Origin of the sequence: Brevibacterium spongiae (assembly GCF_026168515.1) — a bacterium.
GTDB lineage: Bacteria > Actinomycetota > Actinomycetes > Actinomycetales > Brevibacteriaceae > Brevibacterium > Brevibacterium spongiae.
The window spans coordinates 3,026,312-3,039,774 of record NZ_CP093443.1 but is presented as its reverse complement, the minus strand read 5'-3'; the positions used below and the strand labels follow the sequence as shown (position 1 = coordinate 3,039,774).

Below are 13,463 nucleotides of genomic sequence, written 5' to 3'. Positions count from 1 at the left end.
AGAATCCTGTGTAGATTCACGTTGAGGTAACTCACAGTTCGCATTGGCACTGCAGGATGGAATCCGTCTTCATCCCCACCAGCACGGTTGATGTGCGCCTGACTCGATGATCGAAGGAACTGAATACATGTCGAAACTTGTGACCAAAGTGCTGGCCACCGGTGCCGCAGTGTCGATGCTGACGCTGCCGGGACTCGCGCCGGTCGTCGCGGCACCGTCCCTGGGTAACGGAAACTCAGCCGAAGACAGCGCCACATCGCCGAGAGAATCTGCTCCCGCCGACCCCGACGAAGCGTCGAACGACTCGTCAGCCGGCAGCCGGTCCGCGTCGTCGGGCGATGCCGCAGGCGACGAACCGGACTCCGGCAGCGATGCACAGTTCGCGCCCGAGGGGACCAAAGTCCAACTGCTCAACATCACCGACTTCCACGGACGCATCTCCGAGGCAGGCACTCAGGTCGCCTCGGTCGTCGAGGATGAGCGGGCGAAGTTCGGCACCGGCGGCGACAATGCTGGCACCGCGGTGCTGTCGACCGGTGACAACATCGGAGCGTCGACTTACACCTCCTCGTCGCAGAACGACACGCCCACGCTCGATGTGCTCAATGCGATCGGCGTCCAGGCCTCGGCCGTGGGGAACCACGAATTCGACAATGGCCTCGACGATCTCACCGGACGTGTGAGCGACGAAGCCGACTTTGCGTACTCGGCTGCCAACGTCTATGACAAGGGAACGGAGAACGTCGTCGACGGACTCGACGAATACTCCGTCGTCGAGGTCGCAGGGGTCAAGATCGCCGTCATCGGCGTCGTCACGAAGGACACCGCCTCGCTCGTCTCTCCGGACGGCATCGCCGACGTCGACTTCGGCGATCCCACCGACGCGGTCAACCGCGTCGCCGAGGACATCGAAGAGCTGCCCGAAGACGAACGACCGGATATGACGGTCGTCGAGGCGCACCTCGGCGCGTCTTCGACGGAGAGCCTCGAGGATGCGGAAGCCTCGAACGCCGAGTTCAAGAAGCTCGTCACCGAGGCCGACGCCTCGGTCGATGCCATGTTCACCGGCCACACCCAGCTGCCGTATGCATTCGAAGCCCCGGTGCCCGGAGAACCCGACCGCACCCGTCCCGTCATCGAGGCCGGCAGCTACGGCGAATACGTCGGGCAGGTGACCATGGAGGTCGACGGCAACCTTGACTGGCAGGCCAGTGGCATCGACCTCATCGAGACCAAGGACAAGAGCTACGACTCCGAGGTCGTCGACAAGGTCGCCGGCATCGTCAGCGATGCCGAGGACAAGGCGAAGGAACTCGGCTCCGAGGTCTCCGGGACGATCAGCGAGGACATCACGCGCGCATCGAAGGACGGCAAGGAAGACCGCGGTGCCGAGTCCACGTTGGGCAACCTCGTCGCGGATGCTCTGAAGGAAGGCGTCGAAGAGACCCAGCTGGAAGAGGCCGACTTCGGCATCACGAACCCCGGTGGTCTGCGCACGGATCTGCTGTGCGACGAGATCTACAACACCGAGGAGAAATGCGAAGTCACCGTCGCCGAACTCAACGGCGTGCTGCCGTTCGCGAACGACCACGGAGTCGTGACGATGAAGGGTGAGGATGTCATCGGTCTCTTCGAGGAGCAGTGGCAGCCCGATGGTGCGTCGCGTCCGTTCCTGCACCTGGGGATCTCCGATGACCTCGACGTCGTCTACGACTCCGATGCCGACAAGGGCGAGCACGTGGAGTCGGTCAAGGTCGACGGTGAGACGATCGATCCGAAGAAGGACTATCGGGTGGCGACGCTGAGCTTCCTCGCCGCCGGTGGTGACAACTTCACCTCCTTCGCCAAGGGCGACTTCGAGCAGTCGGGGCTGACCGACTTCGAGACCTGGGAGAACTACTTCAATAAGCACCAGGCCGAAGGCAAGGATGTCACCCCCGACAAGAACGAACGCCAGGCCGATGCGGCCAAGGACGTCATCGACAACGGTGACCTGACCGCGGAGCTGACCGGGCCGAAAGCGATCAAGCCTGGTGAGAGCGCCGACTTCGTCCTCAAGACGAACGCGAAGTCCGAGGTCGCCGGACCGATCGACGTCACCGTCGATCTGCCGGACGGCTACACCGCCGAGGCGGCCGGGAAGTCGTCGTCGCAGTCGGCTTCCGCTGACGCCCCCGAGGTCGATGCACCGCGGGCCGAGGCAGAGGCGGATGCAGCGAAGACGATCTCTCTCGACTCGATCCCGGCTGGGGAGTCCGAGACTCCCGTGACCGTGACCGCTCCGAAGGATGCCTCAGGTGAGGTGACCGTCAAGACCAGTCTGCAGGCCAATGCCGACGGCCCGTGGTGGGATGACAACCCGCTGCCGCTGGCGCACGAGTTCGAAGCCACTGCCTCGGTCGTCGACGATGCGAATGCTTCGGCCGGTGACGACGGTTCAGCCGATGGCTCGGCTGATGGCGGCAACGCTGATGGTGGCGCCGCTGACGGCGGCAATGCCGATGGCGGAGACAGCGCAGCCGGCGGTTCGGACGGTTCGTCGGATGCCGACGGAGCGAACGCTTCGGCCGACGGCGGCAACGCCGATGGCGCGAACGCCTCCGCCGACGGCGGGTCTGCCGACGGGTCCGGATCGGATGCGAACGGGTCGAAGGACGGCGGCGACCTGCCGCGCACCGGCTTCGAGACCTTCAACATCGTCGCAGCTGCTCTTGCGCTCATCGTCGCCGGCGGCACCGCGATCACGTTGGTTCGCCGCCGCAAGCTACCCACCTGAACCGACGCCACGCTGAAACACGACTGCGGGGCCGGAGAGAACTTCTCTCCGGCCCCACAGTCGTTTGTCGTGCCGTTCACACCGCTTCGCGGCTCCAGCATCCCTCACGGTTAGCCGCTTAGCGCACCGTTGCACCGGGGTGTATTGCCGCTCCCGCGGGGTTGTGCGGCGAACGGTAGGTGCCGTCGCTAACGGTGAGGGATGCTGCGGGCGTCGGCGGGGCCAGCGCCGTCAGCATCAGCTAGTGGGCATCCGCCACCAATAGCTCTAGATCCCCCTGGCAGCGGCTTAACGCACCGTTGCACCGGGGTGTATTGCCGCTCCGGCGGGGTTGTGCGGCGAACGGTAGGTGCCGTCGCTAACGGTGAGGGATGCTGCGGGCGTCGGCGGGGCCAGCGCCGTCAGCATCAGCTAGTGGGCATCCGCCACCAATAGCTCTAGATCCCCCTGGCAGCGGCTTAGCGCACCGTTGCACCGGGGTGTATTGCCGCTCCGGCGGGGTTGTGCGGCGAACGGTAGGTGCTGCGGCTAAGGGTGAGGGATGCCGTGGGAGTCGGTCGAGCCGTCGCCGTCCCGTTCGGGCACGCGCGGCAGGCTGGCGTGGAACGTCTCGAGGTGCACGAGGATCGGGACGAGGAAGAGGATGCCGACGGCCGGCACGACGATGCCCGAGTCGTTGATGACAGTGCCGACTCCCAGCAGGATCGCCAGGCTGATCATCGCCGCACGCAGCAGCGGGATCCGGCGGTAGGTGTCGAGAAGCCCGCGCAGCCGGAACCGCGTGGGATTGAGCGCCATCCAGAAGACGCCGATGATGATGAGCGGCAGCACAAGAGTCATCCACGATTGGGTGAGGATGTCGATGTTCATCCCGATCTTGCGGGCGAGCACGCTCAGCGCCTGGCCGCTGATGATCGAATCGAAGAATCGTCCGAAGTGTGTGCGCTGATCGGCCGGGCGCAGCCAGTCGAGGAACAGCACGGCAAGCATGACGAAGCCGGCGATGCCCACGGTCAGTCCCAGGCGCTTGAGGGAGAAGCGGATGCTCGCGGCGGCCAGCACGAGGTAGGCCACGCCGACGATGAGCGTCGGCACCGACCCGAACTTCGTGCCCAGTCCCGGTGCGGCGAGGATGACACAGGACACGAGCACCGGCACCGTGACGATGAGGATCCGGTGCAGCGGCTTCGTCACCAGGGACGCGAATCCGGCGACCGCCAACAGCAGCGCACAGCAGTAGAGCGCCAGCGCCGAGTTCCCGATCCCGTAGAACCTCGAGGCGATGAGCAGCGGCTCACCCAGCAGCGTCGACATCTGCAGCTGAGAACCGGTGACGACGTCATAGGCGAGCACACCGACGGTGATGGTCGAGACGAAGAGGACCGGCCCGAATTTGTGCCTGCGCCAGGGTCCGAGCAGCGCCGCCACCCCGAGCAGCAGCGACCATCCGGCCAGCGCCCCGAGCATCGCGATGTCCGGGTTCGTCGCCCGCTCCCACGGCACAGTGTTGACCAGGTACGTCGAGATCGGCATCGCCGCAAACATCACGCCGAGGCGGTACGCCCCGGAATGGACGAGGTCACGATGGTTCTTCCGCAGGAACCACGCGCAGGCGAGGAGCCCGACCATGAGCACGGCGACGACGGGGAAGAACCACGTCGACAGGTCGTTCTGCGTCTTCACCGCCACCTGCCGGTCGAGCACCGCCTGATAGCGCGCTTTCCAATCAGTTCCCGTCGAGCCGACCGTCATCGGCGCACCGGCCGCGTTGTCCATCTCCTCGGCACTGGTCAGCGATACGAGGGTGGGCGCGAGATCGGGTACCTGCACGAGCCCCGGCTGCCGGGTCGACGACGACGTGAGCAGCCCAGCCGACTGACCGGGACGGACCATCATCGTCGCCTGCATCGACGACCCGTCGTGCGTGCCGTCGGCGATCGAGGAGAACACCACAGGCACTGTCCCCTCGCCGAGGCGGTTCGGTCGGTCCGCACTCATCCAGCCGGTCGCTTCGAGGATGTCCCCGACCTCGGCGTCGAGCTTGCGCAGCGAGTATCCGTCGGCGGCGGTGTTGCCGAGATCGACGAGGGTGAGCTCGCCGTCTCCCGCGGCCTTCGCCACGTCCGTGCCGAGGTCGGAGCCGACAGGCGACCAGTTCTCGACGCGGCCGGACGGGGTGGCGGCGGCGATCGCGGCACCGTCACCGAAGGAGCGGATGTCGGGGACCGCCTCGGCGAGGGCACCGAGGGAGGCATCGTAGTTGTCACCGCGAGCGACCTGAGCGTACACGTCCCAGTCAGCGACCCACCCGTCGAGGGGAGGGGCCGGTTCGCGGCACTGGTCGCGGGGTTCGTCGGCGGCACGCCGCCCGGATCCCAGCCCCAGCCAGCCGTCGACCGGGCAGCTCGTCGAGCGCACGCTGCGCGGGGTGATCGTCCCGATCTGCCCGCCCTTCATCATCACCCACAGGTTGGGGGTCGTGCGCGGGTCGAGGTCTTCGAAGCTGAATCCGGAGACGCTGATCGAGACGGCCCCCTGACCTTCGGGATCGGCGCCCTGATTCGCCGAGGCGGCCGTGCTCGAATCCTCCGACGTGGCCTTGTCGTCGGTGCCAGATCCGGCACTCGCCGAGGCGGCCCCGCCGTCCGTCGACGTCGAGCGTTCGGTGGCTGCCGCAGGACCGGTCTGGCCGGTCTGGGGGAGTGCGAGGAAGACGAGCGCGATCGCCAGGGCGGCGAGCAGAACTCGAGCGGTCGAGGAGGGAACGGACGGCCTCATGGGCGGACCTCCTCGGTGCCGTCATCGGTCGCAGTGCCAGTGCTCGTGACCGTGGCGGCGTGGGCACCGGACTTCTCGACGTCGTCGGCGCTCAGCGCCAGCAGATACGGCAGCAGCACCATCGCACCGGTCGAGGGCACGGCGACACCGGAATCCGTGAGTACGAGCCCGACGCCGAGGCCGGTGACGGCGGCGAGGAACCCGAAGTGGAGATCGGAATCGGTGAAGACCTGCGGCAGTCTGCCGCCCCACCTGTCCACCAGGCGTGCGGTCCGGCCGGTCCCGGTGGAGGAGAACCGCGGGAAGTGAGCGAGATAGCGGAGGAAGATGAGGACGGCGATCACCGCGAGCGGGGTGACGATGGCCAAGGCAGGGTTGACCTGGATGATGTGCAGGTTCGCGCCGAGCTTCCGGCCGATCACCTGCAGGGCCTCACCCGAGACGATCTGGTCGAAGAAGGTGCCGAAGTGCGAACGTGAGCCGGCGGGGCGCAGCCAGTCGAGGAACGCGATGCCGATGAGCACGGCCAGGGACGCCGCGCCGATGAGCCCGAGGCGCAGCAGGGACAGGCGGATCTTCGTCAGCAGCGCCAGCAGGACCATGAGCCCGGCGAGGATGGCGATCGTGCCGCCGAACTTCGCGCCCCACGACGGATTGCCGGAGACGAACACGGCGAGGAGGCCGATGACGATCGGCGCGATGATGACCGCACGTCGGTGACCGCGGCCCCGCAGCCACGAGATCAAAAGGCCCAAGAAGATGAAGAGGCTGACGATGAAGATCGCGGCACCCTGATTGCCCAGACCGTAGTAGCGGCCGCCGACGATCGGGTTGTAGCCGAGCAGCGAGTTCGCCTGCAGATGCGAGCCGGTCGCCAGGTCGATGCCGATGATGAGCAGATTCGCCCCGGACAGAGCCGCGACCCGGCCCCGCCAGCTCCGGCCCCATGGCGGGATGAGCGCCAGGACGAACAGTGCGGCAGCGGTGCCGAGGACCGAGAGCAGCAGCCCCAGATCAGGCCGGTCCATCCGCGACCAGGGGATGAGCCCGGCGAGGAACGCACCCATCGGCAGAGCCGCGACGCCCAACGACACCCAGCCGAGCCCACGGTGGATGCGCGGTGCCGCAGTGCCGCCTCGGCGAGCGAGGATCGACCGGCTCAGCAGCAGCCCGCAGAGGATGAACAGGGAATAGAAGATGATGTCGAGGGTGATCGAGAACGTCGCCAGATGCTGGTGGATCGTCGTCGACTTCTGTGCCACTGCGACGAGATCGTCGATGCGCTGCTGCGGATCATCATCGGTGGCCGTCTGGGTGAGGCCGACGGCGGCCGGCGAGTCGATGCCGAGGGAGTCGAGGATGCCCGGGGCCAGGTCCGTGATCTGCAGCAGGCCCTCTGTGCGGGTCGTCGCCGAGGACAGGGAGCCGGGGGAGAAGCCGGGACCGGAGGCGATGAAGGCCCGCAGCTGCGGCAGCCCGGAGCTGTCGCCGAGGCCCGCGACGATGATCGTCGGCTCGGCGGCACCGTCCTTCGCGTTGTCCTCGATCGCTTCGAGCCTGTCGCCGAGGCGGCGATCCGCCTCGGCGACGCGGGTCTCCCGGTCGAAGTCCGGCGGCACCGTATAGGAGTAGTTCGGGATCGGGTCGAACAGCCAGGACCGGATGCCGATCGCGCCGAGGTCGACGAGATCGAGGCGGCAGTCGGTGGAGTTCGCGTTCTCCGCGTAGTTCGTCACGACCCCGTTCTCATCGGCGGCCGCATAGGCGGCACCGGGTCCTTCGGCGGCCACACAGGGTTCGAGGATCGAATCGACGCTGCCGGCGGACGTGCCCGCGGGCACGACCTTGCCCTGGTCGGCGACGATGCGGGCGAGCATCCCGTAGTCGACGGTGTAGCCGGAGCCGATATTCGGGTCCTTGACCGCGTCGAAGTCCTCGATTCGTGCCGTGGTCGCCCCGGCCACAGATTTCTGGGCATGAGGTTGGTCACTCTTCCCGGGCTCGTCGCCGGTTCCCTCGCCGGTCTCTTCGCCTTCGCGGATCGGGTCGGCGGCTCCGTCATCGGAGTCGAGCGAATCCTGTTCGAGGTCTGTGCTCGGCGCGATCATATTCGGGCACCGGGCCGTGTCCTGCTCATCGGCCGCCTCGGCGTCGGGGATGGGTCCGGCCTGCGCGCGGGCACCCGCACCGAAGGACAGCCACCCTGAGGCGGGGCATGTGGCAGCGCCGATCGTGCGCACATTGAGGTTCGCGGCCGCACCGTCGGAGAGCAGCCGGTAGAGGTTCGGTGTGCGCTCGCGGTCGATATCGTTGATGGTCAGGCCCGGTATGCCGAAGACGATGGTCTTCCCGTCGGGTGCCCGTGAGCGGTCGTCGGAGGTTGTGGTCGTTGAGTCGGCCGATGGCTGCACCGAGGCGCTCCCCTCCGCCGAGGATGTGCTCCCTGCCGTGGTGGTGCCTTCGGTCGACGCCTGCGCTGAGGCGGCGCTGAGTCCGAGTCCTGTCGCGAGGAGGCCGACCGTCAGGAGCCCGACCAGCAGACCCAGCATGAGGATTCTCGATGCGGGAAGTCGGAGAGGCTGGCTGGAATGAGTCGGCACAGATCAATAGTATCGGCTCAGGTTTCGGCTGGGTCTGAGACCGCTCTGAGCGTTTGCTCCTCGGGCCCGTCGCCATGTATATTTGATTGTCGTTGTGTGTGCTTGTCGCACTCCCTTACATAGCCTCATGCGTTGCAGGCCCGTAGGTGAGGGGAATGCGTCGATAGGTTCACCCGATTGAAGACAACCAGCGCTTGAGACCCATCGGACTCACGACTCGATGAGGATCCGGCGCTGCACTGAACAAGATACGAAAAGAAGGCTACTTTTGCGTACGTATACAGCTAAGCCCGGTGACACTGAGCACCAGTGGCACGTCATTGACGCCACTGATCAGGTGCTCGGTCGCCTTGCTTCGCAGGTTGCACGCCTCCTGCGCGGCAAGCACAAGACCACGTTCACCCCGAACACCGACACCGGTGACTTCGTCATCATCATCAACGCCGACAAGGTCGCGCTGACTGGTGCGAAGCTCGAGAAGAAGCGCGCCTACCGCCACTCCGGATACCCGGGTGGCCTCAAGAGCGTGAACTACGCCGAGCTCCTCGCCACTCACCCCGAGCGTGCAGTCGAAAAGGCTGTCGCCGGTATGGTCCCGAAGACTCGTCTCGGACGTGCCCAGATGCAGAAGCTGAAGGTCTATGCAGGTGCCGAGCACCCGCACGCCGCTCAGAATCCGCAGCCGTACGAACTCAGCCAGGTCGCGCAGTAAGCGCCTGAGCTCTAGACATCCCGAGGAGAACCGTGGCTGATACCACCAACGCGACAGAAACTGTCGACGAAGAGATCACCGAATACACTTCCGAGACTCCCGCATCTGCCGGCCTGGGCGAAAGCACCGCTGGCGGACGTGGACAGTCCCTGACCGCTCCCGGCAACGGAGTCGGACGCCGCAAGCAGGCAATTGCTCGTGTGCGCCTCGTCCCCGGCACCGGCGAGTGGACGATCAACGGACGTACTCTCGAAGAGTACTTCCCGAACAAGCTGCACCAGCAGCTCGTCAACGAGCCCTTCACCCTGCTGGACCTGGGCGGACGTTTCGACGTCATCGTCCGGATCTCCGGCGGTGGACCCTCCGGCCAGGCCGGCGCCGTCCGCCTGGGCGTGGCTCGTTCGCTCAACCAGATCGACGCGGAATCCAACCGCGCCGAGCTGAAGAAGGCCGGATACCTCAGCCGTGACGCTCGCGTTCCTGAGCGCAAGAAGGCCGGTCTCAAGAAGGCCCGTAAGGCACCTCAGTTCTCGAAGCGCTGATCGACCTGTTCGAGAAGCTGCGACTGGTCTGCCACTGAGTCGCAGTCATCGACAGTATCGACAGTTCAGTTCGACGAACTTTGGAATGCGGCCCCGAACCTGGTTCGGGGCCGCATTTCTCATATCCGGGGCGAAGCCGACCGTCACCACGGTGACTGCGGTGGTGCTCGGCCGCCGCGGTGAGCGCGGCGGTCACGGTCACGACCGGCCGCCTCGGCGAGGGAATCGACTAAGATCGACTCCGACATTGACGAAAGGAACCCCACTATGTCTCGACTCTTCGGCACCGATGGAGTGCGCGGACTGGCCAATCGCGACATCACGGCCAAACTCGCTCTCCAGCTCTCGGTCGCAGGTTCACGCGTGCTCAGCCGCGGCTGGACGGGTGAGAAGCGCCCCTTCGCCGTGGTCGGACGTGACACGCGCGTGTCCGGCGAATTCCTCTCCGCCGCGCTGAGCGCCGGCATCGCCTCGACGGGAGTCGACGTCCTCGACGCGGGCATGCTGCCGACGCCGGGCATCGCGCAGGTCGTCAAGGATACGGGGGCCGCCTTCGGCGTCGTCATCTCCGCCTCCCACAACCCCATGCCCGACAACGGCATCAAATTCTTCGCCGCAGGAGGCACGAAGCTCGACGACGCGGTCGAGGACGAGATCCTGGCGATCTTCGACGAGGACTGGGAGCGTCCGACCGGCGCGGACGTCGGCCGCATCTCCCGCTACCCGGCGGCAGCCGACGAATACACCGAACACCTCGTGCACTGCGTCGACGCCGAGAACGTGCGTCCGCTGTCCGGGCTCAAGGTCGTCGTCGACTGCGCCCATGGGGCGGCTTCCATCGTCGGGCCCGCCGCACTGCGCCAGGCCGGCGCCGAGGTCATCGTCTCTGCCGCCGAACCCGACGGCTTCAACATCAACGACGGAGTCGGCTCCACCCACCTCGAACCGCTGCAGCGACTCGTCGTCGAAACCCAGTCCGACCTCGGTGTGGCCTTCGACGGCGACGCCGACCGCTGCCTGGCCGTGGACTCGCTGGGCCGGGTCGTCAACGGCGACCAGGTCATGGGCATCCTCGCGATCGGGCTCAAGGAGCTCGGTGAGCTGCGCGGGAACACCCTGGTCACCACTGTCATGTCGAACCTCGGTCTCACGCAGGCGATGGACAAGTACGGCATCAACACCGTGCAGACGGCAGTGGGAGACCGGTATGTGCTCGAGCGGATGGTCGCTGACAGGTATGTGCTCGGTGGGGAGCAGTCCGGGCATGTGCTCATGCTCGACCACGGAACCACCGGCGACGGAGTGCAGACTGCCCTGCACCTGATGAAGCGGATGGCCGACGCCAAACGCACCCTGGCCGACCTCGCCGCAGAGATCCCGCAGCTTCCGCAGGCACTCGTCAACGTCAAGGGCGTGGACAAGAACAACGTCGACCACCCGCAGGTCGCCGCCGAGGTTGCCGCCGTCGAAGCCGAGCTCGCCGATACCGGCCGTGTGCTGCTGCGTGCCTCGGGCACCGAGCCGCTCATCCGCGTCATGGTCGAGGCATCGACCGAAGACGCTGCCACCGCGCAGGCCGAGCGTCTCGCCGCCTCGGTCAAGGAGCACCTGGCGCTGTAAGGAGCCGGGCTGCCGCTGTAAGGAGCCGGCGGCAGCAAGCCTTGAGAAACCACTTTTCGTCCTCTGCATCTGTTTCGATCCAGATGCAGGGGACGACATGTGTTTGCACGCGTATCTTTTGTGGGAGCAGGCGTTACAAATGTGGGTTATAGGCCAAAATGTGCTTGCCGAGGGGGCATCGAGGGCCCGTTGCCCCAGCTATCGCCAGTTAAGTGGGGCCAGAGTGCACATAATCCGCTGGAATCTGGCAATCTGAGCCCACTTAACTTGTGGGAATCCGCCCGCGCCCGCGCCCACGCCCTCAGCCCTCAGCTCGAGGCGAACTGGGTGGCGTAGAGCTCGGCGTAGCGGCCGCCGCGGCCGACGAGTTCGGCATGCGACCCCGACTCGACGATGCGACCGGCCTCGACGACGAGGATCGTGTCGGCCTGACGGATCGTCGAGAGTCGGTGCGCGATGACCAGGGCTGTGCGACCGTGCATCGCCTGCGCCAGTGCCCGTTGGATCGCGGCTTCGTTCGTCGAATCCAGCGCCGAGGTGGCCTCGTCGAGAACGACGATCTCCGGGGCAGCGAGCAGCATCCGTGCGATCGTCAGCCGCTGACGTTCACCGCCGGAGAGCCGGTACCCGCGTTCGCCGACGACCGTGTCCAAGCCATCGGGCAGCGCGTTGATGACTCCAGTCAGCTGCGCGCGGTCGAGCGCATCGAGCATCTCCGCCTCGGTGGCGTCGGGGTTGACGAGCTCGAGGTTCGCCCGGATCGACTCGTGGAAGACGTGGCCATCTTGGGTCACGACGCCGACGGACTCACGCAGATCCGCGAATGACAGATCCCGGACGTCGACGCCGCCGATGGTGATCTTCCCACCGGTGACGTCATAGAGGCGCGGCAGCAGGGACGCGATCGTCGACTTGCCGGCGCCGGACGATCCGACGAGAGCGACAGTGTGTCCGGCAGGGATTGTGAAGCTCAAGTCGTGGATGACCTCCTCGCCGCCGCGCGAATCGAGTACGGACACGTCCTCGAGACTGGCCAGGCTGACCTGAGAAGCGCTGGGGTAGGCGAAGTCGACGTGATCGAACGTCACATCGAGACCCCCGGCCGGCAGCGCACGAGGCTGCGAAGGTTCCTTGAAGTACGGCACGAGGTCGAGGATCTCGAACACCCGCTGGAACGATACGACGGCACTCTGGATGTCCAGGCGCGCGTTGGCGAGCATCGTCAGCGGAGTGTAGAGCCTGGTCAGCAGCAGCGCCAAGGTGACAACCTGACCGGCATTGAGGTTGCCGAGGACCGCCTGTGCACCGCCGACGCCGTAGACCAGCGCCAGTGCCAGGGCAGAGACCAGCGTCAGTGAGGACACGAACGTCGACTGCAGCATCGCGACCTTGACTCCGATGTCGCGGACCTGACCGGCACGGTCGGCGAATTCCTCGTTCTCCTTGCGGGGGTTGCCGAAGAGCTTGATGAGCGTGGCCCCGGCCGCGGAGAATCGCTCCGTCATCCGTGTCGACATGTCCGCGGAGTTGTTCGCGGCCTCGAACTGCAGGGACGCGAGCTTTCCGCTGAGCATGCGGGTGGGGATGATGAACAGCGGCAGCAGGAGGATCGACATCACGGTCACCTGCCAGGAGATCGTGACCATGACACCGACCGTCAGGGCCAGTGAGACGAAGTTCGACACGATGCCCGACAGAGTGTTCGAGAACGCCCGCTGGGCGCCGATGACGTCGGTGTTGAGACGCGAGACCAGTGCGCCGGTGCGGGTGCGGTTGAAGAAGGCGATCGGCATCGACTGGACATGGTCGTACACAGCGGTGCGCAGATCGAAGATGAGCCCTTCACCGATGCGTGAGGACAGGTACCGGTTCGTGATCGAGATGGCGGCATCGGCGATGGCCAGCCCGCCGATCGCCACGGCCAGCCACACCACCGTGGACACGGGACCCCCGCCGGTGATCGCATTGACGACGTCGCCGGCGAGCACCGGGTTGAGCACGCCGATTCCTGCGGTGAGCACGGAGAGGATGAGGAAGACGATGAGCTTGCGCTTATGCCGCGTCGCATAGCCGGCGATCCTCTTGTAGATGCCCGACTGGATGGTCGTCTCCGGGGTCCTCTTGCTTTTGACCGAGGAGTACATCAGGTGATGCGCTGAGGGCGTGCTCATAGTGGGTCCTTTTCTGCTGCCGAAACGACCGAGCATGCACGGGGACTCCCGTGACGGCGCGAGGATCGCTCGCATCCGGTCGCCGCCGCAGGCGGGTGGCCTGTCGGCGGTGAGTAGGTCAGTGCACACTGTGCAACCGCGGAAGGGGTGAAACTATTTCCTCACCCGCCGGCGACCCGTGTCACAAGCTCGCCGAGGCGGCCGACCCGAGCACGGGTTCCGATCCGACCGAACGGCTCCCGCGCACAGGCTCCGACTCTGCCG

General features: G+C 66.2%; 7 protein-coding genes. 4 read left to right on the top strand and 3 right to left on the bottom strand.

The genetic code is table 11. The features are described from left to right. Positions 1-127: 127 nt before the first annotated feature. Positions 128-2,776 (top strand): 5'-nucleotidase C-terminal domain-containing protein, encoded by a 2,649-nt coding sequence (locus L1F31_RS13665; protein ID WP_265417826.1) that lies wholly within the window; start codon positions 128-130, stop codon positions 2,774-2,776. A gap of 528 nt (positions 2,777-3,304) precedes the next feature. Here the strand turns inward: L1F31_RS13665 and L1F31_RS13660 are convergent. Both L1F31_RS13660 and L1F31_RS13655 read right to left on the bottom strand, forming a co-directional pair. Then, a complete protein-coding gene (locus L1F31_RS13660) occupies positions 3,305-5,554 on the bottom strand; it encodes a hypothetical protein (RefSeq protein WP_265417825.1) in 2,250 nt (749 codons plus the stop codon). After that, on the bottom strand, positions 5,551-8,154 hold the full coding sequence (locus L1F31_RS13655) for a hypothetical protein (RefSeq protein WP_265417824.1): 2,604 nt from the start codon (positions 8,152-8,154) through the stop codon (positions 5,551-5,553). Before L1F31_RS13655 ends, L1F31_RS13660 begins: the two co-directional genes overlap by 4 nt. Positions 8,155-8,422: 268 nt before the next feature. Here L1F31_RS13655 and rplM point away from each other — a divergent pair, with 268 nt between their 5' ends. The 3 genes from rplM to glmM all read left to right on the top strand — a co-directional run bounded on the left by rplM (position 8,423) and on the right by glmM (position 11,028). Then, complete coding sequence (rplM, locus tag L1F31_RS13650; RefSeq protein ID WP_265417823.1) at positions 8,423-8,866, top strand: 50S ribosomal protein L13; 444 nt, start codon at positions 8,423-8,425, stop codon at positions 8,864-8,866. 32 nt (positions 8,867-8,898) lie between these two features. After that, positions 8,899-9,408 (top strand): 30S ribosomal protein S9, encoded by a 510-nt coding sequence (rpsI, locus tag L1F31_RS13645; RefSeq protein WP_265417822.1) that lies wholly within the window; start codon positions 8,899-8,901, stop codon positions 9,406-9,408. A gap of 267 nt (positions 9,409-9,675) precedes the next feature. Next, the gene (gene glmM, locus L1F31_RS13640; RefSeq protein ID WP_265417821.1) at positions 9,676-11,028 is read left to right on the top strand and encodes a phosphoglucosamine mutase; all 1,353 of its coding nucleotides are present in this window, start codon (positions 9,676-9,678) and stop codon (positions 11,026-11,028) included. 308 nt (positions 11,029-11,336) lie between these two features. Here the strand turns inward: glmM and L1F31_RS13635 are convergent, their stop codons facing one another. After that, positions 11,337-13,199, bottom strand: coding sequence for an ABC transporter ATP-binding protein (locus L1F31_RS13635; RefSeq protein ID WP_265417820.1), 1,863 nt, complete (start codon positions 13,197-13,199; stop codon positions 11,337-11,339). Between the last annotated feature and the right edge of the window lie 264 nt (positions 13,200-13,463).